The sequence below is a fragment of the Pantoea sp. SGAir0184 genome (genome assembly GCF_043544755.1).
Map to the genome: position 1 here is coordinate 3,117,575 of NZ_CP028050.1, position 22,380 is coordinate 3,139,954.

20 protein-coding genes are annotated in these 22,380 nt (G+C 60.8%); 13 read left to right on the forward strand and 7 right to left on the reverse strand.

Translation table 11 applies throughout. The features are described 5' to 3' along the window. The first annotated feature begins 62 nt into the window (after positions 1-62). Together purE and purK are read left to right on the forward strand one after the other, a co-directional pair. Positions 63-572 carry a 5-(carboxyamino)imidazole ribonucleotide mutase gene (purE, locus tag C1N60_RS14860; RefSeq protein WP_021508633.1) on the forward strand — a complete coding sequence of 170 codons (510 nt, stop codon included), beginning with the start codon at positions 63-65 and terminating at the stop codon, positions 570-572. Next, positions 569-1,633 carry a 5-(carboxyamino)imidazole ribonucleotide synthase gene (gene purK, locus C1N60_RS14865; protein ID WP_394521047.1) on the forward strand — a complete coding sequence of 355 codons (1,065 nt, stop codon included), beginning with the start codon at positions 569-571 and terminating at the stop codon, positions 1,631-1,633. Before purE ends, purK begins: the two co-directional genes overlap by 4 nt. A gap of 262 nt (positions 1,634-1,895) precedes the next feature. Here the strand turns inward: purK and ybbP are convergent, their stop codons facing one another. Beyond that, a complete protein-coding gene (gene ybbP, locus C1N60_RS14870) occupies positions 1,896-4,313 on the reverse strand; it encodes a putative ABC transporter permease subunit YbbP (protein ID WP_394521048.1) in 2,418 nt (805 codons plus the stop codon). Next, the gene (gene ybbA / locus C1N60_RS14875; protein WP_394521049.1) at positions 4,310-4,996 is read right to left on the reverse strand and encodes a putative ABC transporter ATP-binding protein YbbA; all 687 of its coding nucleotides are present in this window, start codon (positions 4,994-4,996) and stop codon (positions 4,310-4,312) included. Before ybbA ends, ybbP begins: the two co-directional genes overlap by 4 nt. On the opposite strand from ybbA, the gene tesA reads away from it, so the two are divergent. From tesA to C1N60_RS14900, 5 genes are all read left to right on the forward strand, one after another. After that, complete coding sequence (gene tesA / locus C1N60_RS14880; RefSeq protein ID WP_021508637.1) at positions 4,964-5,590, forward strand: multifunctional acyl-CoA thioesterase I/protease I/lysophospholipase L1; 627 nt, start codon at positions 4,964-4,966, stop codon at positions 5,588-5,590. The genes ybbA and tesA overlap by 33 nt on opposite strands. A gap of 31 nt (positions 5,591-5,621) precedes the next feature. Further along, positions 5,622-6,395, forward strand: a complete 774-nt coding sequence (locus C1N60_RS14885) for an SDR family oxidoreductase (RefSeq protein ID WP_058769408.1) — start codon at positions 5,622-5,624, stop codon at positions 6,393-6,395. Positions 6,396-6,474: 79 nt separating this feature from the next. Further along, the gene (locus C1N60_RS14890) at positions 6,475-7,329 is read left to right on the forward strand and encodes a thioredoxin family protein (RefSeq protein WP_021508639.1); all 855 of its coding nucleotides are present in this window, start codon (positions 6,475-6,477) and stop codon (positions 7,327-7,329) included. Between the two features lie 64 nt (positions 7,330-7,393). Further along, positions 7,394-8,308, forward strand: coding sequence for an SPFH domain-containing protein (locus C1N60_RS14895; RefSeq protein WP_021508640.1), 915 nt, complete (start codon positions 7,394-7,396; stop codon positions 8,306-8,308). After that, positions 8,308-8,766 (forward strand): NfeD family protein, encoded by a 459-nt coding sequence (locus C1N60_RS14900; RefSeq protein WP_394521758.1) that lies wholly within the window; start codon positions 8,308-8,310, stop codon positions 8,764-8,766. The genes C1N60_RS14895 and C1N60_RS14900 overlap by 1 nt, the downstream gene beginning before the upstream one ends. On the opposite strand, the gene cueR is transcribed toward C1N60_RS14900, so the two are convergent. Continuing rightward, positions 8,742-9,158: a Cu(I)-responsive transcriptional regulator gene (gene cueR / locus C1N60_RS14905; protein WP_088516259.1), complete on the reverse strand. Its 417-nt coding sequence runs from the start codon at positions 9,156-9,158 to the stop codon at positions 8,742-8,744. The genes C1N60_RS14900 and cueR overlap by 25 nt on opposite strands. A gap of 95 nt (positions 9,159-9,253) precedes the next feature. Between cueR and copA the strand changes: the two genes are divergently transcribed. The 3 genes from copA to ybaK all read left to right on the forward strand — a co-directional run bounded on the left by copA (position 9,254) and on the right by ybaK (position 13,276). Then, positions 9,254-11,764, forward strand: a complete 2,511-nt coding sequence (gene copA / locus C1N60_RS14910) for a copper-exporting P-type ATPase CopA (protein WP_394521759.1) — start codon at positions 9,254-9,256, stop codon at positions 11,762-11,764. A 68-nt stretch (positions 11,765-11,832) separates the two neighbouring features. After that, positions 11,833-12,633 carry a TraB/GumN family protein gene (locus tag C1N60_RS14915; RefSeq protein WP_021508644.1) on the forward strand — a complete coding sequence of 267 codons (801 nt, stop codon included), beginning with the start codon at positions 11,833-11,835 and terminating at the stop codon, positions 12,631-12,633. A 163-nt stretch (positions 12,634-12,796) separates the two neighbouring features. Next, a complete protein-coding gene (ybaK, locus tag C1N60_RS14920; protein ID WP_394521050.1) occupies positions 12,797-13,276 on the forward strand; it encodes a Cys-tRNA(Pro)/Cys-tRNA(Cys) deacylase YbaK in 480 nt (159 codons plus the stop codon). Here the strand turns inward: ybaK and C1N60_RS14925 are convergent. After that, positions 13,273-14,142 (reverse strand): LysR family transcriptional regulator, encoded by an 870-nt coding sequence (locus C1N60_RS14925; protein WP_021508646.1) that lies wholly within the window; start codon positions 14,140-14,142, stop codon positions 13,273-13,275. The genes ybaK and C1N60_RS14925 overlap by 4 nt on opposite strands. A gap of 90 nt (positions 14,143-14,232) precedes the next feature. Between C1N60_RS14925 and C1N60_RS14930 the strand changes: the two genes are divergently transcribed. Next, a complete protein-coding gene (locus tag C1N60_RS14930) occupies positions 14,233-14,664 on the forward strand; it encodes a multidrug/biocide efflux PACE transporter (RefSeq protein ID WP_058781228.1) in 432 nt (143 codons plus the stop codon). Between the two features lie 34 nt (positions 14,665-14,698). Here C1N60_RS14930 and ushA read toward each other — a convergent pair whose 3' ends face one another. Beyond that, the gene (ushA, locus tag C1N60_RS14935) at positions 14,699-16,450 is read right to left on the reverse strand and encodes a bifunctional UDP-sugar hydrolase/5'-nucleotidase UshA (protein ID WP_394521051.1); all 1,752 of its coding nucleotides are present in this window, start codon (positions 16,448-16,450) and stop codon (positions 14,699-14,701) included. Between the two features lie 163 nt (positions 16,451-16,613). Here ushA and C1N60_RS14940 point away from each other — a divergent pair, with 163 nt between their 5' ends. Together C1N60_RS14940 and ybaL are read left to right on the forward strand one after the other, a co-directional pair. Beyond that, entirely contained in the window at positions 16,614-17,813 is a 1,200-nt protein-coding gene (locus tag C1N60_RS14940; RefSeq protein WP_058769404.1) for an MFS transporter, read from the forward strand. Between the two features lie 219 nt (positions 17,814-18,032). Continuing rightward, the gene (gene ybaL, locus C1N60_RS14945; RefSeq protein WP_021508650.1) at positions 18,033-19,721 is read left to right on the forward strand and encodes a YbaL family putative K(+) efflux transporter; all 1,689 of its coding nucleotides are present in this window, start codon (positions 18,033-18,035) and stop codon (positions 19,719-19,721) included. Positions 19,722-19,950: 229 nt separating this feature from the next. Here the strand turns inward: ybaL and C1N60_RS14950 are convergent, their stop codons facing one another. Both C1N60_RS14950 and hemH read right to left on the reverse strand, forming a co-directional pair. Beyond that, positions 19,951-21,252 carry an inosine/guanosine kinase gene (locus C1N60_RS14950; protein WP_260641438.1) on the reverse strand — a complete coding sequence of 434 codons (1,302 nt, stop codon included), beginning with the start codon at positions 21,250-21,252 and terminating at the stop codon, positions 19,951-19,953. Positions 21,253-21,310: 58 nt separating this feature from the next. Then, positions 21,311-22,270, reverse strand: coding sequence for a ferrochelatase (gene hemH / locus C1N60_RS14955; RefSeq protein WP_021507223.1), 960 nt, complete (start codon positions 22,268-22,270; stop codon positions 21,311-21,313). Between the last annotated feature and the right edge of the window lie 110 nt (positions 22,271-22,380).

Consider the following 22,380-nt stretch of genomic DNA (forward strand, 5'->3'; position numbering starts at 1 on the left):
TGTGCCCTTCTTTACCTGCCCGCCCGGCCAGGTTCGTTTGATTATTCACAGGAGTTGACCGCATGTCATCCAACGCCGCCCCGGCCCGTATCGCCATCGTCATGGGTTCCAAAAGTGACTGGGCTACCATGCAGTTCGCCGAGGAAATCCTTAACAGCCTGGATGTCCCGTTCCACGTTGAAGTGGTCTCTGCGCACCGTACGCCAGATAAGCTGTTCAGCTTTGCAGAGCGCGCAGCCGACAACGGTTTTCAGGTGATCATCGCCGGTGCCGGCGGTGCGGCGCACCTGCCAGGCATGCTGGCGGCGAAAACCCTGCTGCCGGTGCTGGGCGTACCGGTACAGAGCGCAGCGCTGAGCGGCGTGGACAGCCTCTACTCCATCGTACAAATGCCGCGCGGGATTCCAGTCGGTACGCTGGCCATCGGTAAAGCCGGTGCCGCCAACGCCGCACTGCTGGCGGCGCAGATCCTGGCGATTCACGATCGCGATCTGGCTGCACGCCTGGCCGCCTGGCGTCAGAGCCAGACCGATGAGGTGCTGAATAATCCGGATCCGCGGGAGGACGCATGAAGCCAGTTTGCGTACTCGGCAACGGTCAGCTGGGCCGCATGCTGCGCCAGGCCGGCGAGCCGCTGGGCATCGCCGTGTATCCGGTCGGGCTGGACGCGGAGCCGTCGGCACTGCCGATCGCGCAAAGCGTAATCACCGCGGAAATCGAGCGCTGGCCGGAAACCGCGCTGACGCGCGAGCTGGCTAACCATCCGGCGTTCGTCAACCGCGATATTTTTCCGCGCCTCGCCGATCGCCTGACGCAAAAGCAGCTGCTCGACCAGCTCAACCTGGCAACCGCGCCGTGGCAGTTACTGGCTGAGAAAAGCGAGTGGCCGGCGGTATTCAGCACGCTGGGCGAGCTGGCGATCGTCAAGCGCCGCACCGGCGGCTACGACGGCCGCGGCCAGTGGCGCCTGCGCGCCGACGAAACCGTAACGCTGCCGGATGAGTGCTACGGCGAGTGCATCGTTGAGCAGGGTATTAACTTCAGCGGTGAAGTCTCGCTGGTGGGCGCGCGCGGGCACGATGGCCGCACGGTGTTTTATCCGCTGACGCACAACCTGCATCAGGACGGCATTCTGCGTACCAGCGTTGCCTTCCCGCAGGCTGATGCCGCGCAACAGCAGCAGGCAGAAGCGATGCTGAGCGCGATCATGCATGAGCTGAAGTATGTGGGCGTGATGGCGATGGAGTGTTTCGTCACACCGCAGGGCTTGCTGATCAATGAGCTGGCACCGCGCGTGCACAACAGCGGCCACTGGACGCAGAATGGCGCCTCAATCAGCCAGTTTGAACTGCACCTGCGTGCGGTGCTCGGTCTGCCGCTGCCGCAGCCGGTGGTGTTTGCGCCGTCGGTGATGGTCAACCTGATTGGCACCGACCTCAATACCGACTGGCTGCAGCAGCCGCTGGTGCATCTGCACTGGTACGACAAAGAAGTCCGCGCCGGACGCAAGGTCGGGCACCTGAATCTGACCGACAGCGATCCGGCACGCCTCACCGCCGCACTCAATGCGCTGGTACCGCTGCTGCCTGACGCCTATGCGAGCGGCATTGCGTGGGCCATGGCGAAGCTGTAGTTCTGCGGTGTTCCCCTCACCCTTGCCCTCTCCCACAGGGAGAGGGGATTATACGGTGCGATTTTTCCGTTTGACGCTCACCTGAACGTTCTGAAGTGCAGAATCACGCATACAGGCTCGATCGGCCCCCTCTCCCGTGGGAGAGGGAATCATGCGCTGCGATTTTTCCGTTTGACGCTCACCTGAACGTTCTGAAGTGCAGAATCACGCATACGGGCTCGATCGGCTCCCTCTCCCGTGGGAGAGGGCCGGGGTGAGGGCATCAGGCAGCATCAAACCGCCTGAACAGCGCTTTCCCCTTCAGTAAGCGGACACCCAGCCAGCCGCCGCACAGCGACAGCAATGCCGCGCCACACAGCGGCAGCGCCAGCCACAGCGTCCAGTCCGGCTGCCACGGGAAATCAAAAATCTTACGCTGAAGTCCCCACAGTGCCGCTTCCGCCCCCAGCGCCGCCGCGATTCCGGCGACCACGCCAAGCAGCGCAAACTCACACCACAGCGTGCCGCGCAGCAGGCGCTGGCTGGCACCGAGCGTGCGATACACCACCAGCTCCTGCCGGCGCTGGCGCATGCCGACCTGGATCTGCGCCAGCAGCAGCAATACACCGCAAACCGTCACCAGGATCACCATGATCTCCAGCGCCTGGCTCACCTGCGCCAGCACCTGTCCAATCTGCTTCAGCATGCTGCCGACATCCAGCAGGCTCAGCGTCGGGAACGCGCGGTTGAGCTGCGCCAGCAGCGCGGGATCGTTCGCCATACGGAAGCTGGTCAGCCAGGTTTGTGGCTGCTGATCGAGCGCGCCCGGCGGGAAGATAAAGAAGAAGTTTGGCCGCAGGCTCTCCCAGTCGACTTTGCGCAGACTGGTGATGGTCGCGCTGAACTGCTGCGTATCGCCGCTAAAGGTCAGCCTGTCGCCCAGTTTTACGCCCAGACGATCGGCCAGCTCGACCTCCATCGAGACTTCACCGGCTTTCGGCGGCCAGCTGCCGGCCACCAGCGGATTGTGATCCGGACGCTCAGCCTGCCACGTCAGATTCAGCTCACGATTCAGCGCATTATCCAGGTTAGGATCGGCCGGCTTGCCGTTCAGTTCCGTGAGTCGCGCCCGTACGATCGGATAGAACGTGCCAGCGTTGACCTGATGCTGATGCAGGAAATCGCGCACCTGCGGCACCTGCTGCTGGCTCAGATTGAGCAGAAAATAGTTAGGCGCATCCGCCGGCAACTGCTGCTGCCAGCGATCGAGCAGATCGCCGCGCATCACCAGCAATAACGCCAGCAGCATAAAGGAGAGCGAAAACGCCGCCAGCTGGCTGAGCGTCATGGCTGGCTGACGCAGCAGACGGTTGATCGCCAGGCGCAGCGCCAGATTACGCACCACCAGTCTGCGCAGCAGCAGGAGCGTGCCCCAGCCGAGCAGCGCCAGCAGCAGTGCCAGCATCACCACACCAGCCAGCAGCGCCCACAGCATTTTGCTGCCGCCCATCAGCAGCGCAAGGAGTGCCACTACCACCAGCGCCATCACCGGCAGATAAATGCGCAGCGGCCACAGCGTGGCTATCGCGTCACGACGCAGCACGCGCAGCGGCTGTGTGGCCATCAGCAGACGGTACGGACGCAACCCAACCAGCAGCGAGATCACCACCAGCGCGCCAGTCGCCCACAGCCACGGCCAGACGCTGGCGGCCGGTAAGCTGGCAGGCAGCACCGGTTTCAGCATCATCAGCAGCGCGATTTCAATGCCCTGCCCCAGCGCACTACCGGCGATGGCCGCCAGCAGCAGCACGGCCAGCCACTGACCGATAATCAGCCGCTGCAGCGATTTTCGTGTAGCGCCCAGCGTTTTCAGCACCGCCACCAGATCGTAACGGCTGCGGCAGTAATGACTCATGGCGACGGCCACTGCGGCAATCGCCAGCAACAGGGTTAACAGCGCCGACAGCAGCAGGAACTGCTGCGCCCGCTGCATTGAGCGGCCCAGCGCATCCTCGGAATTTTCCACGCTGATCCAGCGCTCGCCGGCCTGCAGCTGCGGCTGAATCCAGCGGTCATAGCGCGCCAGCGCTGCCGACTCGCCGGAGAATTTGTAGCGCCAGCTCAGACGGCTCCCCGGCTGGATGGCGCCGGTTTTCTCCACGTCAGCAAGGTTCATCAGCAAACGTGGCGCCGTCTGAAACGGATTAAATCCGCCGTCCGGCTCCTGAATCACTTCGCCGGCAATGCGCAGCGTGGTATCACCCACGTCAATGCGGTCACCGACCTTCAGGTTAAGCAGCGCCAGCAGACGCGGTGCGGCCAGCACCGTTCCGGCCACCGGACGCAGGCCGGGCGGATCCGTCTGCAGGGTGCCGAACATCGGGTACGCATCATCGACCGCTTTGACATCGGCCAGCTGCGGTGTCTCCTGCGCAAAGGTCATGGTCATAAAGCTGAGCTGCCGGCTAACCGCCAGCCCCTCTTCGCGCGCTTTGTCCAGCCACGCATCCGGTGCCGGTTTACTGCTGCGCAGCGTGCGGTCGCCGGCCATAAAGTCACGGCTCTGCTGGCTCAGCCCTTTCTCCATGCGATCGCTGATGGAGCCCAGCGCCAGCACGCAGGCCACCGCCAGCGTCAGCGCCAGCCAGACAATCAGCAGCGAGGGCGAACGCCACTCACGCCAGAACCAGCGCCAGATCATGCTTCCTCCCACAACTTGCCGTCGCGCAGCCGCAGGCGACGATCGCAGCGTGCCGCCAGCTGCTCATCGTGCGTCACCAGAATCAGCGTGGTGGCGAAATCGCGGTTGAGCGAAAACAGCAGATCGGCGATGCGATCGCCGGTTTTGCGATCGAGGTTACCGGTCGGCTCATCGGCAAACAGCAGGCCGGGACGGCCGCTGAAGGCGCGTGCCAGCGCCACGCGCTGCTGTTCGCCGCCGGAGAGCTGGGCCGGCAGATGGTGCAGACGATCTTTTAGTCCGAGCTGCGTCAGTAATTCAGTGGCCTGCGCGCGACTGTCGCGATCGCTGTCTCCGCGCAGCAGTGCCGGAAGCTGCACGTTCTCCAGCGCGTTGAGCGTGGGCACCAGCATAAAGGACTGAAACACAAAGCCGACCTCACGCGCGCGCAGCGCGGCGCGCTGATCTTCGTTCATCTGATGAAGCGGCTGGCCCAGCAGATGCACTTCGCCGCTGCTGCCATCATCCAGTCCGGCGAGAATGCCCAGCAGGGTGGATTTCCCGGATCCCGACTCGCCGATCAGCGCCAGCGTCTCGGCTGGTTTGACAACCAGCTCAACTCCGGTAAGGATGGTCAGCTGATGCTCTCCCTGACCGACGGACTTAGTAAGATGATGAACTGCAACAATGTTTTCCGCTGGCATTATTCCTTCCTGTTGTTATTGCTGCTGCTGGTGTCGCGCATCGCCGCCGCCGATACCCTGCTGATTCTCGGCGATAGCCTGAGTGCCGGCTATCGCATGTCCGCCACCGCCGCCTGGCCGAGCCTGCTCGACAAAACCTGGCAACAGCAGCCCAAAGTGGTTAACGCCAGCATCAGCGGTGATACCGCCGGTCAGGGGCTGGCGCGGTTGCCGGGCCTATTAAAACAGCATCAGCCGCAGTGGGTGTTAATCGAATTGGGCGGTAACGATGGGCTGCGCGGCTTCCCGCCGCAAAACATCGCGCAGGATCTGAGTAAAATTATCGATCAGGTCAAAGCCGCTAACGCCCAGCCGCTGCTGATGCAAATTCGTCTGCCGGCTAATTATGGCCGACGCTACACCGACGCGTTCAGCGCGCTCTATCCGCGCCTCGCGCAGCAGTATCATATTCCGCTGGTACCGTTCTTTATGGAGCAGGTTTATCTGAAGCCGGAGTGGATGCAGCAGGACGGTATTCACCCCAATCCGGATGCGCAGCCGTTCATCGCCAACCTGATGGCTGAACAACTGGCTCCGCTAGTTAAGCATGATTAACGCCGCGACGTGCCCAATGACAGGTAAAGATATGCAAAAGTCTGTATTAATTACCGGCTGCTCCAGCGGCATCGGTCTGGTGGCGGCCAACGATCTGCTGGCGCGCGGCTATCGCGTGCTGGCCGCCTGTCGCCGCGCTGACGATGTGGCGCGCATGGATGAGCTCGGCTTCACCGGCATCCAGCTGGATCTTGACGATCCGGCCAGCGTGGATGCCGCCGCCGATCGCGTGCTGGCCCTCACCGATCACTGCCTGCACGGGCTGTTCAATAACGGCGGCTTCGGCCAGTACGGTCCGCTGACCAGCGTGTCGCGTCAGCAGCTGGAGCAGCAATTCTCCACCAACTTTTTTGGCACCCACCAGCTGACGCTGCGCCTGTTGCCGGCGCTGCAAAATAGCGGCGACGGGCGGATTATCAACACCAGCTCGGTGCTCGGCCTGATTTCCACGCCGGGCCGCGGCGCTTATGCCGCCAGTAAATGGGCGCTGGAGGCGTGGAGCGATGCGCTGCGCATGGAAGTGCGCCACAGCGGCGTGCGCGTCAGCCTGATTGAGCCGGGCCCGATTACCACCCGGTTTACCGAAAACGTGCAGCAGGGCGAACGCGACAAGCCCGTGCGCAACCCCGGTATCGCCGCGCGCTTTAGCCTGCCACCGGAGGCGATTCTGCCGAAACTGCGGCATGCGCTGGAGAGTAAACATCCGCGCCTGCGCTATCCGGTGACGCTGGTCGCCTGGGCGATGAGTCTGCTCAAACGACTGCTGCCGGGCTGGATGCTGGATCGCATTTTACGCAGTAACTAAACTGCAAGCCGGAATTGAACTTGAAGCCGGGGCGTTTGCCCCCATATCCTCAACACACTTTCTGCCAAGAGACGTATTCATGTCACACGCTTTGATTATCGACATCAACGAATCCAACCTGCAGCAGACGCTGGAGCAATCAATGCAGCTGCCGGTACTGTTCTACTTCTGGTCGGAGCGCAGCCAGCACTGCCAGCAGCTGACGCCGGTGCTGGAACGTCTGGCACAGGAGTACGCCGGCCAGTTTATTCTGGCGAAGCTGGATTGCGATAAAGAGCAGCTGGTGGCATCGCAGTTTGGTCTGCGCTCTCTGCCGACCGTCTACCTGTTCCAGAACGGCCAGCCGGTCGATGGCTTCCAGGGCCCGCAGCCGGAAGAGGCAATTCGCGCGCTGCTGGAGAAAGTCCTGCCGCGTGAAGAGGAGTTAAAGGCGCAGCAGGCGATGCAGCTGATGCAGGAAGGCAAGCCGCTGGATGCGCTACCGCTGCTGAAAGACGCCTGGCAGCTGAGCAATCAGAACAGTGAAATCGGTTTTCTGCTGGCAGAAGTCCTGATTACCCTGAACCGCAGCGAAGAAGCCGAAGCGGTGCTGGCTGTGGTGCCATTGCAGGATCAGGATACGCGCTATCAGAGCCTGATTTCGCAAATCGACCTGCTGAAACAGGCCGCCGACACGCCGGAGATCCAGCAGCTGCAGGAGCAGATGGCAAGCGAACCGGACAATGCCGGTCTGGCTGCTAAACTTGCGTTACAGCTGCATCAGGTGGGCCGCAATGAAGAAGCGCTGGAGCTGTTGTTAGGTTTTCTGAAGCGCGATCTCAGCGCCGGTGACGGCGAAGTGCGCAAAATGTTCCAGGAGATTCTGGCGGCCCTCGGCACCGGCGATGCCCTCGCCTCGCGCTATCGTCGCCAGCTCTACTCGCTGCTGTACTGACCGGTACCGCGCGGTAAACGGGCCGAAGCGACTCGGCCCGACAATCTGACAGCCAGGAGGTTATATGTTAACAGTGATTCCCGTCATCATCGTGCTCGCGCTGGTTACCGTGTGGGCCGGTGTCAAAATTGTGCCACAGGGCTACCAGTGGACGGTGGAGCGCTTTGGCCGCTACACCAAAACGTTGCCGCCCGGCCTGAATTTAGTCGTGCCGTTCATGGATCGTATTGGTCGCCGGATCAATATGATGGAGCAGGTTCTCGATATTCCCTCGCAGGAGATCATCTCCAAAGATAACGCCAACGTCACCATCGATGCAGTGTGCTTTATTCAGGTGGTAGATTCGGCGCGCGCCGCTTATGAAGTCAGCAATCTTGAGCTGGCCATCATCAACCTTACCATGACCAATATCCGCACCGTGCTCGGCGGCATGGAGCTGGATGAGATGCTGTCGCAGCGCGATAACATTAATACCCGCCTGCTGCACATTGTTGATGAAGCGACCAATCCGTGGGGGGTAAAAATCACCCGTATTGAAATCCGCGACGTGCGCCCGCCGCAGGAACTGATAGCGGCCATGAACGCGCAGATGAAAGCTGAGCGTACCAAACGCGCCGATATCCTCGCCGCCGAAGGCGTTCGCCAGGCGGCCATCCTGCGCGCCGAGGGCGATAAGCAGTCGCAAATCCTTAAAGCGGAAGGCGAACGTACCTCCGCTTTTTTGCAGGCGGAAGCGCGCGAGCGTCAGGCCGAAGCCGAGGCCAACGCCACGCGGATGGTGTCAGAAGCCATCTCTGCCGGGGATATCCAGGCGATTAATTACTTTGTGGCGCAGAAATACACCGATGCCCTGCAAAAAATTGGCGAAGCGAATAACAGCAAAGTGGTGATGATGCCGCTCGATGCCAGCAGCCTGCTCGGCTCGGTGGCCGGTATCAGCGAGCTGCTGAAAGAGAGCCGTCAGGAGCGCAAACCGTGATGCTGATGGAGCTGATTGCGCATCCGCACTGGTTCTGGCTCACGCTGGGCGGTTTACTGCTGGCTACGGAGATGCTCGGCACCAGCGGTTACCTGCTGTGGAGCGGCGTGGCGGCGGTGCTGGTCGGGATCATTGAGTGGCTGTTTCCGTTCTCGTGGACCAGCCAGGGCATGTTGTTCGCCGCCCTGACGCTGCTGTGCGTGTTTTTCTGGTATCGCTGGATGCGCTTTCGCGAAAGTGCGCAGCAGCCCAATACGCTCAATCAGCGCGGCAGCCAGCTGATTGGCCAGCACCTGACGTTAGACAGCGCGCTAAAAGACGGCGTCGGTCATGTGCGCATTGGTGACAGCAGCTGGCGCGTGCAGGCGCAGGAAGATTTGCCAGCGGGCACGCCGGTGATCGTGACCGGCGTGTCAGGCATCACGCTGCTGATTCAGCCGCGTTTGCCGCCCTCCTGATGACCGCAGCCCGCCAGGTGATTGATGATAGGACATTCGGCACCGTCATCGCCCGGGCAGGCTGCAGCCAGTTCCAGCAGACGCGCGCGCATCGCGTGCAGCTCTTCAATGTGCGCCGCGATCTCATCCGCCTTCTGCAGGGTGCGCGCTTTAACATCGGCACTGTGGCGCGCCGGGTTATTAAACAGCGCGACCAGTTCGCGACACTCCTCGAGCGTGAAGCCCACCTGCCGCGCCTGGCGCAGAAAATTGAGCTCATCCAGATGGTGCGCGGCGTAACTGCGATAGCCGTTGTCACTGCGTAACGGCGGCGTAACCACCCCTTTCTGTTCGTAAAAACGAATCGCTTTGCTGGTCAGCCCGGTTTTTTTTGCTACATCGCTGATGTTCATCTCTGCCCCTTGACCTTCCCCTGAATGGAAGGTTTAGGCTTTATAACTAATGCAAACCTTGCAGCGAGTCAAACCTGATAAACGAGGAGTTGATGATGTCACACACACAATTACTGGCTCTGGACGGCTTGTCCTGTGGCCACTGTGTTAAACGCGTTAAAGAGGCGCTGGAGCAGCGCAGCGATGTGGAACAGGCCGAGGTAACGCAGCAGGAAGCGCGCGTCACCGGCGCAGCCAGCGCCAGCGATCTGATTGCCACCGTTGAGCAGGCTGGTTATCACGCCACGCTGAAAAATGAGGCGTCCAGCCCAAAGCCTGATCCGTTGCCAGCTCAGGAGCCGCAGCCGGAGGCGCTGACAACGGAGTCGCAGCCGGCAGAAGAGAATCTTGCGGTGCACCATCTGCTGATAGGCGGAATGAGCTGCGCCAGCTGTGTCAGCCGCGTCGAGCAGGCGTTACAGAAAGTGCCCGGCGTGAGCCAGGCGCGCGTCAATCTGGGTGAGCGCAGCGCGCTGGTGCTGGGCGATGCCTTACCCTCAGCGCTGGTCAGCGCCGTAGACGAGGCGGGTTATTCTGCGGAAGTGATCGAAGATGAACAAACCCGGCGCGAGCGCCAGCAGGTCAGCGCACGGCAGGCGATGCGCCGCTTTAGCTGGCAGGCGGCGCTGGCGCTGATCGTCGGCGTGCCGATGATGGTCTGGGGCATGGTCGGTGATCACATGATGCTAAACGACAGCAATCAGACGCTCTGGCGCGTGCTCGGTGCCGTCACGCTGGCGGTGATGGTGCTTGCCGGCGGCCACTTCTATCGCAGCGCGTGGCGCAGCCTGCGTCATGCTACCGCCACCATGGACACGCTGGTCGCGCTCGGTACCGGTGCGGCCTGGATCTACTCGATGAGCGTCGCGCTGTGGCCGGCATTTTTCCCGCCGCAGGCGCGCCACCTTTATTTTGAAGCCAGCGTGATGATCATCGGCCTGATTAACCTCGGCCATGCGCTGGAACAGCGCGCGCGCCAGCGCGCCTCACAGGCGCTGGAGCGGCTGCTGGATTTAACCCCGGCGCAGGCCTGCGTGATCACCGCCGAAGGGGAAAAGCAACTGCCGCTGAGCGAAATCGCACCGGGCATGACGCTGAAGCTGGTGACCGGCGATCGCGTACCGGTGGACGGCGAAGTCAGCCGCGGCGAAGCCTGGCTTGATGAAGCGATGCTCACCGGCGAAGCGCTGCCGCAGTCGCGCCGTCCTGGCGATAAGATTTATGCCGGGACGCTGGTGCAGGACGGATCGCTACAGTTCACCGCCCGCGCCACCGGCAGCCATACCACGCTGGCCCGTATTATCAACTTGGTGCGTCAGGCGCAGAGCAGCAAGCCGGAAATGGGCCGGCTGGCCGATCGCATCTCGGCGGTGTTTGTGCCGGTGGTGGTGGCGATTGCCCTGCTCAGCGGAGCGGTCTGGTATGTTGTCGGGCCGCAGCCGCAGCTGGCCTATACGCTGGTGATTGTCACTACGGTGCTGATTATCGCCTGCCCATGTGCGCTGGGCTTAGCCACGCCGATGTCGGTGATCGCGGGCGTCGGCCGCGCTGCCGAGCTGGGCGTGCTGGTGCGCGATGCCGATGCGCTGCAGCGGGCCAGCGAAGTTGACACCATTGTGTTTGATAAAACCGGCACCCTGACCCAGGGTACGCCGCAGGTCAGCGAGGTGCTGCTGTACGGCGACTGGGATCGTCAGCAGGTACTGCAGGCGGCCGCCCAGCTGGAGCTGGGATCGGGGCATCCGCTGGCGAAGGCCATCGTCGCCGCCGCACCGGCCGTCAGCGACGCCCGCGTTGCGCAATTTCGTACAATACGTGGCAAAGGCGTGAGTGCTACTGTCGCTGACAGAACGCTGCTGCTGGGCAATGCGGCGCTGCTGGAAGAGCAGCACATCGACCTGCGCGCCGCACAGCAGGATACCGCGCGGCTCGCCGCGCAGGGCGCCACGCCGGTGCTGCTGGCGGATCAACAGCAGCTGCTGGGCCTGATCGCCCTGCGTGACCAGCTGCGTCCGGAGAGCCGTGCGGCGCTACAGCGGCTGCATCAGTTGGGCTATCGTCTGATCATGCTGACCGGTGACCATCAGACCACTGCCGAAGCCATCGCTGCCGAAGCGGGTATCGATGAGGTGATCGCCGGCGTGCTGCCGGACGGTAAAGCGCAGGCGATTGCGCAGCTGCAACAGCAGGGGTGCAGCGTGGTGATGGTGGGCGATGGCATCAACGACGCCCCGGCGCTGGCGCAGGCGGATGTGGGGATCGCCATGGGCGGCGGCAGCGATGTGGCGGTTGAAACCGCGGCGATGGCGCTGATGCGCAACGATCTGCACTGCGTGGCCGACGCGCTGGCGATGGCCAACGCCACGCTGCGCAATATGCGGCAGAATCTGCTGGGTGCCTTTGTCTATAACAGCCTGGGCATTCCGATTGCTGCCGGCGTACTCTATCCGTTTACCGGCGTGCTGCTCAGCCCCATCGTCGCCGGTGCCGCCATGGCGCTGTCGTCGATCACCGTGGTGAGCAATGCTAACCGTTTGCTGCGCTTTAAACCGGCGCAGCGGCAATAGCAACCTCTGCCCTGTCTTTCGCTGAGCGAAATCGCTAGCATGGATTTTTGACTTAAAAAGGACAAGGCATGAGACGCAGTGTGTGGCACCGCCTGCAACAGCTGGCCAGCAGCCTGTTCCCCGCCAGCTACAGCTGGCCCGCCATGGATATCAGACTCGGAGACCGCCGTCTGCATCTGGCTGGCAGTATTCATATGGGCACGCGCGATATGCAACCGCTGCCGGCCGGCTTGCTGCGCCAGCTGCAGAAAGCCGATGCGCTGGTGGTGGAAGCGGATATTACCCGCGGCAGTTCACCGTTTAGTGAGGGTGAAGCGTATCCGCCGCTGGCAACGCGGCTGACGCCAGAGACGCTGCAGCAGCTGACGGCGCTGTGCGATGAGCTGTCACTGAACATCGCGCTGTTTGATAGCCTGCCGTTCTGGCAAATTGCGCTGATGCTGCAGGCGCAGCAGGCGCAGCGGCTGGGGCTGCGACCGCAGTACGGTATCGACTATCAGCTGCTGCAGGCAGCGCAGGCGGCAGGAAAACGCATTATTGAGCTGGAAGGGCCGGAAACGCAGATCGCGTTGCTGAAATCACTACCGCAGGATGGCCTGGCGCTGCTGCTGGATACGCTGGAACACTGGCACACCAACGCGCGACTGCTGCAAACCATGATCAGCTGGTGGCTGGATGCGCCGCCCGCCAGTCAGCCGGTGGCGCTGCCGACTACGTTCAGCAGTGAACTGAACGATACCCTGATGCGCAACCGTAATCAGCACTGGCGCGAGCTGCTGCTGGCGCTGCCGCGCGGGCGCTATGTGGTGGCGGTCGGTGCACTGCATCTCTACGGCGAAGACAATTTGCCGCAGCTGCTGAAGGCATAAAAAAAGAAGGCCAATATTGCTATCGGCCCGTCAAAGAGGAATTTGTTTATGATTTTGGTTATCGCCAGGGTGACTGGCGCCGGCCAATTTTCGCGCAAAGTTCAGATTTTCGCCAGTACTTTCACGCAAACCGAGATAAGAATTTTCGTAGCAAGGATTGAATATGACACCCGCCGTAAAACTGCTGGAAAAACAACAGGTCGCTTTTACCCTGCATCCCTACGAGCATGACAGCCATGAAACCCACTTCGGTGACGAGGCGGTGCGCAAGCTCAACCTGGATGCCCGCCAGGTGTTTAAAACCCTGCTGGTGGCGCTTAACGGCGATGGCAAAGCGCTGGCAGTGGCGGTGACGCCGGCCTCTTCACAGCTGGATTTGAAAAAAGTTGCCAAAGCGCTGGGGGCAAAAAAAGCCGACATGGCCGATCCGCAACTGGCGCAGCGCGTCACCGGCTATCTGGTGGGTGGCATCAGTCCGCTGGGGCAGAAAAAGCGGCTGCCGACGGTGATCGATCAGCAGGCCAGCGAATTCCCGACCATCTTTATTTCCGGCGGCAAGCGCGGGCTGGATATCGAACTGGCCGCGCAGGATCTGGCACGTCTGCTGGATGCCACGCTGGCTGACGTGGCGCGCCGCGATTAATCAGGCTGCTGCGCGCACAGTTGGTCGATCATCCAGCGCCCGGCCGGGCCCGGCGGATTGCGCCGCGACCAGATGACATCCACCGCAATATGCTGCGGCCAGCCCGGCACCGGCAGCTCGCGCAAGACCTGATGACCAAACTGCTGCACCAGCCAGCGCGGCAGTACGCTCCAGCCAAACCCCTGCTCCGCCATCTCCAGCAATAAAAGATAGGTTGGGGCCGACCAGGTGCGGCCCGCCGGCAGCGGCTGGCGGGTTTCCACCCAGGTATTGAGCCGCAGCTGACGCAATTCGCCCAGCTGCGCCTCGCTCACCTGCGAACGGGCTGCCAGCGGGTGATCCTGATGCAGGAAAATCGCCATTTGCGCTTCAACCTGCAGTCGCGCCACCGCCAGATCCGGCGGCAAACGCGGCTGGGCGCGCACCACGCCAAGATGTACGCGCCCGGCCTGCAGTAAATCCAGCACATCCTCATCTTCCGCAATCATGCATTCAAACTCGATATCCGGATAGCGTGCCTCAAAGCGCGTCAGCAGATTTTCATGGTGATCGGCCTGCCAGAAGTCGGAAATGGCCAGGCTGAGGCGCGGCTCAACGCCCTGCGACAGCCGCACCGCCAGTTCATCCAGCCGCTGGCTGGCAGCAAGAATTTGCTGCACCTGCGCCAGCGCGCGCTGGCCCTGAGCGGTCAGCACCGGCTGGCGACCGCTGCGATCAAACAGCGCAAAGCCTAAGTCATCTTCGAGATTGGCCACCGCGCTACTGATGGTGGACTGACTTTTTGCCAGCGCACGCGCCGCTGCAGAAAACGAGCCGCTGGCGACGGTCTGGACAAATGCCTCAAGGGATTCTGGTGAGTACTTCATGCTGAACCATCGCTTTTATCGATAGGTAATCATTTTATCTTAGCATTGTGCAGTGAGAAAATGCGTGGCGTTACTCAAAAGGAGGTTTATATGCGTACCCGTTCACTGAAAGAACGTTTTTGTCATGCCGCAGGCTTTGAAGGGTTAGCGATCGTCACGGTTGCGCCGCTGGCCGCCTGGGTCATGGATAAACCGCTGTTTCAGATGGGCGCGCTGGCGATTATGCTGTCGACCGTCGCCATGCTGTGGAACATCATTTATAACAGCGGTTTTGACCGTCTCTGTCCGCCGCAGCGCCAGCGCGGTCTCGGCCTGCGCGCGCTGCATGCGCTCGGCTTTGAGGGCGGCTTTATCCTTATTGGCCTGCCGATTGCCGCGTGGATGTTGCACATTTCGCTGCTGGAGGCTTTCCTGCTGGAAGTGGCGTTCTTTCTGTTCTTTCTGCCCTACACTATGGCTTACAACTGGGCATGGGATAAGCTGCGCCAGCGCTGGGTGAGCCAGAAATCCTGCCGCGCCTGAAAAACTACGGGCGGCTGAAGTGCCGCCCGTTTTGTCACTCGTGCGCCGCGCGCGGCCAGATCCACGCCAGGATCATCTGCGGATAGCTGCGCTTCTTTTGCTTCTCCAGCGCTTTGTCGCGCTCCTCAACCTGCTGCGGTGTCAGGTGCACAATCTGCGGTGGCGCATAATCGGCGACGCGCAGCGGTGAGTGCTGACTGACATAGCTGCGCAGCACCTCGGCATCACGCAGGCCGCTGTTGCGGAAACCAGCATGGCCATCAATCACCGGGTAGCCGTCGCCGCCGCTGGCGTTAAAGCTGTTGGTGGCCATGCGATAGGTTTTATCCAGCTGCAGCGGCTCGCCATTGATTTTCACTGCGCTGACGCTTTTGCCATCGGCCACCAGGCTGATGTTGCTGAACTGCGCGAAACCACCGGAATCGGCTTTGATATTCGCCACCGTCGCCAGGTAGTTCAGCAGCTCTTTGCCCGGCAGCGTCACGGACACCACCTGATTGCCAAACGGCTGGATCTGCAACAGATCGCGCCAGCTGATCTCGCCCTGCGCCAGCGAGGTACGAATACCGCCGCCGCTGATAACAGCAAAGTCGGCCTGAGTGGCCGCCATCTGCGCACGCAGAATCAGCTGAGCCAGCGGCATTTGTTCAAAGCGCACCTTGCTGCGGTCGCCATCAAACACGCTGTCGCTGCTGCCCACCTTGACCGCCAGCTGCTTGCCGGCACGCAGCTGATACGGCGTCAGCAGCTTCATCATCGCGCCGTTCTGCGCTATCGCTTCCTGATACGGCAGCCACGTTTCGCTGCCATCAAGGTTTTTCACCTTGTGCTTAAGGTTGACCGGAATCAGCTGATAGTTATCCAGCGTCAGCTCACCGTTGCGGAAGGTGAAATCGCCGCGACCGACAAATTTCCCCCACTCTTTTGCCTGCACGATCCACACGCCGTTCTGGCGATCCGGCTGGCACGGCTGTCCGGGCTGATAATCCGCTACGCTGACGTTCTCTTTTGCCATGCACACTGCATCGTGCGAATGGCCGCCGACGATCACGTTAACCGTGCCCGGCGGCAGGCTGCGCGCCAGCTCCACATCGCCCGGTGCGTTGCTGCCATGCTGCCCGTCGTCGTAGTGGCCCATGTGCGTCAGCGCGATAATTACATCCGGCTTGTCGCTGGCGCGCAGTTCCGCCACCGCTTTTTCCGTCTCTTTCACCGGATCGCGAATCTCTATCTGCGCTACGTTCTGCGGATTGGCGATGCGCAGCGTGTCAGTGGTGGTCAGGCCGATCACCGCAATTTTCAGCCCCATACGATTGAATATCGCCCATGGCTTAAACAGGCGCTTATCGCTGCCTTTGGCATAAATGTTGGCGGCAAGAAAAGGAAACTTCGCCCATTTCTGCTGCTTCTGCAGCACGCTGAGCGGTTTGTCGAATTCGTGGTTACCGAGTGCCATCGCGTCATAGCCGATGAGGTTCATGCCGCGAATGTCCGGCTCGGCGTTCAGCACATCCGATTCCGGCACGCCGGTGTTGACGTCGCCCGCCGACAGAATTAGCGCGCCGCCGCCCTTCGCCTGCACATCATACCGCTGCTGATCCATTAGCGTTTTTTGCGCGGCCAGACCATATTCACCCTGCGCATTGGCCCAGAAGTGGCCGTGATGATCGTTGGTGTGCAAAATGCTGAAACGGTAGCTGCGGTCCGGCTGCCACGCCTGCGCCAGCAGCGGCAACAGCAGCATAATCAGCGCCAGCCAGCGCCCTCTGTGCGGTGATAACAACAAAGCCGATCTCCTTATTCTGCGTTTTTTACCGGGCGGTGCGCCGGATGTGCTTTTTCGCCCTTCTGTGTCGCACAGTTCGCCCTTTAACTCAAGGCCAAAGGCGAATACAGTCATGCATGACGTAACAATCTGATAACGAAATTCCCACCCCTTCAGGATCTTTATGGCAAGTGAACAGACGTTAACCCCGACGCGGCGCACCGGGCGTACCGCTTTTGGCATTCTTGGTGCGATCAGTCTCGCGCATCTGCTGAACGATATGCTGCAATCGCTGTTACTGGCGATCTACCCGCTGCTGCAGAAAGATTTCAGCCTCAGCTTTGTGCAAATTGGTTTGATTACGCTGACGTATCAGGTTACGGCCTCATTATTACAACCGCTGATTGGCTATTACACCGACAAATATCCGAAACCCTGGTCACTGCCGGTCGGGATGGGCTTTACCCTGTTCGGTCTGGTGCTGCTGACCTTTGCCAGCACTTATCCGCAGGTGCTGCTGGCCGCGGCGCTGGTTGGCTGCGGCTCATCGGTGTTCCATCCGGAATCGTCGCGCGTGGCGCGCATGGCCTCCGGCGGCCGCCACGGGCTGGCTCAGTCGCTGTTTCAGGTCGGTGGTAACTTTGGCAGCGCACTCGGGCCGCTGCTGGCCGCCATCATCGTCGCGCCCTATGGCAAAGGCCATCTCAGCTGGTTCATGCTGGCCGCGCTGCTCGGCATCATTGTGCTGCTGCAGGTGAGCCGCTGGTACAGCCACCAGCAGCGCGCCACGCAGGCCAGCGCTGCCAGCAGGCCGCGCAACCCCCTGCCGCGCAATAAAGTGGCGCTGGCCATCGGCATTCTGCTGCTGCTGATTTTCTCCAAGTACTTTTACCTCACCAGCCTGAGCAGCTATTACACCTTCTATCTGATGCACAAATTCGGGCTGTCCGTGCAGGCCTCGCAGTTCCATCTGTTTGCCTTTTTGGGTGCGGTCGCCGCCGGCACCATTATCGGTGGGCCGATAGGCGATAAAATCGGGCGGAAATATGTCATCTGGGGATCGATTCTCGGCGTGGCGCCATTTACCCTGCTGTTACCGCACGCCAGCCTGATGTGGACCAGCGTGCTGAGCGTAATTATTGGCCTGATCCTGGCCTCGGCGTTTTCCGCCATTCTGGTCTATGCCCAGGAGCTGCTGCCCGGGCGTATCGGCATGGTTTCCGGGCTGTTTTTCGGTTTTGCTTTTGGCATGGGCGGCCTCGGCGCGGCGGTCCTGGGCGTAGTAGCCGACCACACCAGTATTGAATGGGTGTATCAAATCTGCGCCTGGCTGCCACTTATTGGCCTGTTGACCGCTTTCTTACCTGATCAGCAGCAGCGCTGAGCCCTTTCGGGGGGCAACTATTTTTCTCTGCCCCCCTCCATTCTGCATAAATCCTGCCGATATGCTGAGATAACTGAGGAAAATAGCGCTTCGGCTGCGTTTTTGTCTCATTTTTTCAATTTTTTCGTCTTTCACCGCTCAAATGTTTAAACGCGGCGAACGATTGTGCATTACACTAGGTTGTTACAAGCGGATACATTTGCACACAAGGAGACAGGCATGCATCACACTACCCCGTTGATCACCACCATTGTCGGAGGTCTGGTCCTCGCATTTCTCCTTGGTATGCTGGCGAATCGCCTGCGCATCTCGCCGCTGGTCGGCTATCTGCTGGCCGGCGTGCTGGCGGGTCCTTTTACCCCGGGCTTCGTCGCGGATACCAATCTGGCCCCCGAACTGGCTGAACTCGGCGTTATTCTGCTGATGTTCGGCGTCGGTCTGCACTTCTCGCTAAAGGATTTGATGTCGGTAAAGTCGATTGCCATTCCCGGTGCCATCGCGCAGATCGCGGTCGCCACGCTGCTGGGAATGGGTCTGTCATGGGCGATGGGCTGGTCATGGATGACCGGTCTGGTGTTTGGCCTGTGTCTCTCTACCGCCAGTACCGTGGTGCTGCTGCGCGCGCTGGAAGAGCGTCAACTGATTGATAGCCAGCGCGGGCAAATCGCCATCGGCTGGCTGATCGTCGAAGACCTGGTGATGGTGCTGACGCTGGTGCTGCTGCCGGCCATCGCCGGCATGCTGGAGCAGGGAAATGCCAGCCCGACGCTGCTGGCGTGGGACCTGTTACTGACCATCGGCAAAGTCGCTGCCTTTATGGTGCTGATGATGGTGGTCGGCCGCCGCGTGGTGCCGTGGATTCTGGCCAAAAGCGCCGCCACCGGTTCACGCGAGCTGTTTACGCTGTCGGTACTGGCGCTGGCGCTGGGTATCGCGTTTGGCGCGGTGGAATTCTTTGATGTTTCCTTTGCCCTCGGCGCCTTTTTTGCCGGCATGGTGCTGAATGAATCAGAGCTCAGCCACCGGGCGGCACACGACACGCTGCCGCTGCGCGATGCGTTTGCCGTGCTGTTTTTTGTCTCGGTCGGCATGCTTTTCGACCCGATGATCCTGCTGGAGCAGCCGCTGGCGGTGCTGGGTGCGCTGGCCATTATCGTGCTGGGTAAATCGATTGCCGCCTGGCTGCTGGTCACGCTGCTCGGCCACTCACGGCGCACCGCGCTGACCATCTCCGTCAGCCTGGCGCAGATTGGCGAATTCGCTTTTATCCTCGCCGGACTGGGGATTTCGCTCGGTATGCTGAGCGATGAAGGTCGCAACCTGGTGCTGGCGGCGGCGATTCTCTCCATCATGCTTAACCCGATTCTGTTTACCGTGCTGGAGCGCTACCTCGATAAAACCGAGACCATGGAAGAGCAGACGCTGGAAGAGGCAATTGAAGAAGAGAAGCAGATTCCGGTGGATATCTGCAATCATGCGGTGATTGTGGGTTATGGCCGCGTCGGCAGCCTGCTGGGACAGCAGCTGATGGAAGCTGATGTGCCGCTGGTGGTGGTGGAGAATTCGCGCCCGCGCGTCGAAGCGCTGCGCGAACAGGGCATCAAAGCCGTGCTGGGCAACGCGGCGCGAGTCGATACCATGGATTTAGCGCGTCTTGACTGCGCGCGCTGGCTGCTCCTGACCATCCCCAACGGCTATGAAGCCGGGGAAATTGTTACCGCCGCGCGCGAAAAGCGGGCAGATATTGAGATTATCGCCCGGGCGCATTACGACGACGAAGTGGCCTATATCATGGAGCGTGGCGCCAATCGCGTGGTAATGGGCGAGCGGGAGATTGCCAACAGTATGTTGCATGTATTGCAGGAAGAGATCGCGCAAAACCCGATTGTGCGCGAGTGCCCGATTTAAGACGTTATTAATTTGCCAGGTCGCCATGAATGGCGACCCTACCATAGGATGCGCCGCCATGGAGACCCATGTAGGGTGCGCATTCATGCGCACCGTTTCGCAAAGCGCAGATATCCATCACGCATTCATGCGCATCGTTTCGCACAGCGCAGATATCCATCACACATTCATGCGCACCGCTTTACACAGCGCAGTCATCCATGACGGATCGCTGGTCAACCCGCCGTTATTACCTGTCCCAGTAAGACTCTTCTAAACTGTCTTCCCGCTCCGGCAGTCCGCGCGTCAGACGCGGGGAGTGCTGGTTCAGCACCTGATAACTGACGCGGTTGGCATATTTGCACACCTGCGCCAGCGACGAGTAGGTCAGGTATTCGCGGGCGTGTTTGCTGGAGTTTGGCACTTTCTGACGGTGGAAATTGTTGGCGGTAATATCGTGCAGCAGCGCCGCCAGCGCGCCATCACCGGCACCGTTGGTGTTCATGATCTTCTCCGGACCGCCCATGTAAGGCGCAATGTGCGAGAAGATCCGCAGCGGCTGCTGGCAATCCTGATGACGCATGGCGCGGCTGAACTCAAACTGGTTGAACTCGGCAATCGCCCCCGGCAACAGCGGATGATTGGTTTTGCGCTTAAAGGCGTCTTCGGTGAACCCGGCCATATACAGCCCGGTCGGTCCGGCGGTGCACAGCACCAGATCGACCCAGTCCAGCGCCATGTTGGAGGCCAGCAGCGGATCCGCTTCGCCGGTCAGCGCGAACGCTTCCTCTTCATTCATCGCCACAATCGAGACGTGTTCGCGCAGGAAATCGCGCCAGAACTGCGGGTTATCCTGAATCACATATTTGGTACCGAGCGTCAGCACCACCGGTACATTGTGCTTTTTGGCGAACTCAATGGCCCGCAGCGTCGCTTCCGGCATCGGTTCGCCCGGCTGACAGCGCACCAGGTAGGATGTCAGCACCAGCGCCGACGCACCGGCAATCACCTCTTCCGGAATACTGGCGGCCTGCAGCTGGTTCATCAGGCCAGGGCTGATAGCAAAAGTCCGCTCGCCCTGCTCACCGATCAGGGTAAAGCAGCGGCCAATGGCGCCATCGACGCCCTGCAGGAAGTTAAGGTCCATGCGGCTGGAGGTATTGCACAGGTAGCGATAGGCGTAACCGCCAATCTGGATGTTGTTACACATCACGCCGAGCAGCACCGAACGGTCATCAGCCAGCACCGAGTAGTTGTGCAGCGTATTACCGATGGTACCGCCGGCAAACTGGTGGCTGATCAGCTGCTCGCGCATCAGCTCGTTATACAGCGCTTCGGCGGTCGCATCGTCGATGACCAGCGAATGACCGGCGCTCAGGCCATAGCGCTGCAGGAAGTCGTCATCGACTTTGGCTTCGATATCCACCAGCGTCTGGTCGATACCCACCACCCAGCTGCCCTCTTCCTGCTCCTGCTGGGAAGCCTGCAGCAGCGGATCGCGCGCGTTGACGGGAAAATAGTGTTTGGATTTGCGTTTGCCGGGAAATTTCATGAAAGCTGCCGTCAGGGAAAATCAGGCAGAGAATGATATCACATTCTCTGCCGCACCCTTAGCGGCGCGCTTGTACCAGCTGCACCATCATCTCGATGTGCTCATCATCCGCATTAAGCGCCGGAATGTATTCAAATTTCTCGCCGCCAGCGTGCAGGAAGATTTCGCAGTTTTCGCCGCTGATCTCCTCCAGCGTCTCGAGGCAGTCCGCCGCAAAGCCCGGACTCATCACCTGCACATGTTTGATCCCTTTGGCCGGCAGGCTTTTCATGGTCTCATCCGTGTACGGCATCAGCCATGGCTCGCGGCCAAAGCGCGACTGGAAGGTCATCATGATTTTATGCGGCGCAATGCCGAGCGCGGCGGCCAGGGCGTCGGTGGTGTCTTTGCAGCGCAGCGGATAGTCGTCGCCTTCATTGGCGAAGCGTTGCGGAATGCCGTGGTAAGAGAGCACCAGCAGATCCGGCTCGCCGTGTTGGGCAAACGAGCGCTCCACCGAGGCCTTCAGCGCGGCGATATAGGCCGGATGTTCGGCGTAATCGCGGATAAACGCTACTTCCGGCAGGGAACGCAGCGGTTTAAAGCTGGCCGCCAGGCCATCCCACACTGCCGCCACCGTGGAGCAGGAGAACTGCGGATAGAGCGGCAGCACGATGAATTTGGTGACACCCTGCGCCAGCAGACGCTCAACCGCACCGTTGAGGCTCGGCTGGCCGTAACTCATGCCCAGCTCTACCGGCATATCCAGCCGCTGCGCCAGCGCGGCACGCTGCCGCTTGCTGAACACCATCAGCGGGGAACCTTCGTCCATCCACACCGATGCGTACAGCTTCGAGACGCGCGGCGAGCGGAACGGCAGAATGATGAAATTGAGAATCGGCCACCACAGCCAGCGCGGCGTATCCACCACGCGCGGATCGCCGAGGAACTGTTTCAGATAGCGTTTCACCGCCGCGGTGGTCGGTGCGTCTGGTGTACCTAAGTTAACCAGTAAAACCCCAGGCTTATCTTGCCTCATTGTATTTCCTTGATGTCGCAGACAATGGTTCTGAATCGGGGGAAATTGTAGCGGAAAAAGCGGAGGGGGAAAGCAATTGCTGCAAAAGGGCCGGACAACCGGCCCTGGTC

What these genes read in the sequence shown, in the direction of transcription:
- C1N60_RS14930 (WP_058781228.1), top strand. Translation starts at nt 14,233, where the DNA reads ATGCGTACCCGTTCACTGAAAGAACGTTTTTGTCATGCCGCAGGCTTT.
- C1N60_RS14940 (WP_058769404.1), top strand. Translation starts at nt 16,614, where the DNA reads ATGGCAAGTGAACAGACGTTAACCCCGACGCGGCGCACCGGGCGTACC.
- ybbP (WP_394521048.1), bottom strand. Translation starts at nt 4,313, where the DNA reads ATGATCTGGCGCTGGTTCTGGCGTGAGTGGCGTTCGCCCTCGCTGCTG.
- ybaL (WP_021508650.1), top strand. Translation starts at nt 18,033, where the DNA reads ATGCATCACACTACCCCGTTGATCACCACCATTGTCGGAGGTCTGGTC.
- copA (WP_394521759.1), top strand. Translation starts at nt 9,254, where the DNA reads ATGTCACACACACAATTACTGGCTCTGGACGGCTTGTCCTGTGGCCAC.
- cueR (WP_088516259.1), bottom strand. Translation starts at nt 9,158, where the DNA reads ATGAACATCAGCGATGTAGCAAAAAAAACCGGGCTGACCAGCAAAGCG.
- purE (WP_021508633.1), top strand. Translation starts at nt 63, where the DNA reads ATGTCATCCAACGCCGCCCCGGCCCGTATCGCCATCGTCATGGGTTCC.
- ybaK (WP_394521050.1), top strand. Translation starts at nt 12,797, where the DNA reads ATGACACCCGCCGTAAAACTGCTGGAAAAACAACAGGTCGCTTTTACC.
- C1N60_RS14885 (WP_058769408.1), top strand. Translation starts at nt 5,622, where the DNA reads ATGCAAAAGTCTGTATTAATTACCGGCTGCTCCAGCGGCATCGGTCTG.
- ybbA (WP_394521049.1), bottom strand. Translation starts at nt 4,996, where the DNA reads ATGCCAGCGGAAAACATTGTTGCAGTTCATCATCTTACTAAGTCCGTC.
- C1N60_RS14915 (WP_021508644.1), top strand. Translation starts at nt 11,833, where the DNA reads ATGAGACGCAGTGTGTGGCACCGCCTGCAACAGCTGGCCAGCAGCCTG.
- C1N60_RS14925 (WP_021508646.1), bottom strand. Translation starts at nt 14,142, where the DNA reads ATGAAGTACTCACCAGAATCCCTTGAGGCATTTGTCCAGACCGTCGCC.
- C1N60_RS14895 (WP_021508640.1), top strand. Translation starts at nt 7,394, where the DNA reads ATGTTAACAGTGATTCCCGTCATCATCGTGCTCGCGCTGGTTACCGTG.
- C1N60_RS14950 (WP_260641438.1), bottom strand. Translation starts at nt 21,252, where the DNA reads ATGAAATTTCCCGGCAAACGCAAATCCAAACACTATTTTCCCGTCAAC.
- hemH (WP_021507223.1), bottom strand. Translation starts at nt 22,270, where the DNA reads ATGAGGCAAGATAAGCCTGGGGTTTTACTGGTTAACTTAGGTACACCA.
- C1N60_RS14890 (WP_021508639.1), top strand. Translation starts at nt 6,475, where the DNA reads ATGTCACACGCTTTGATTATCGACATCAACGAATCCAACCTGCAGCAG.
- C1N60_RS14900 (WP_394521758.1), top strand. Translation starts at nt 8,308, where the DNA reads ATGCTGATGGAGCTGATTGCGCATCCGCACTGGTTCTGGCTCACGCTG.
- tesA (WP_021508637.1), top strand. Translation starts at nt 4,964, where the DNA reads ATGATGAACTGCAACAATGTTTTCCGCTGGCATTATTCCTTCCTGTTG.
- purK (WP_394521047.1), top strand. Translation starts at nt 569, where the DNA reads ATGAAGCCAGTTTGCGTACTCGGCAACGGTCAGCTGGGCCGCATGCTG.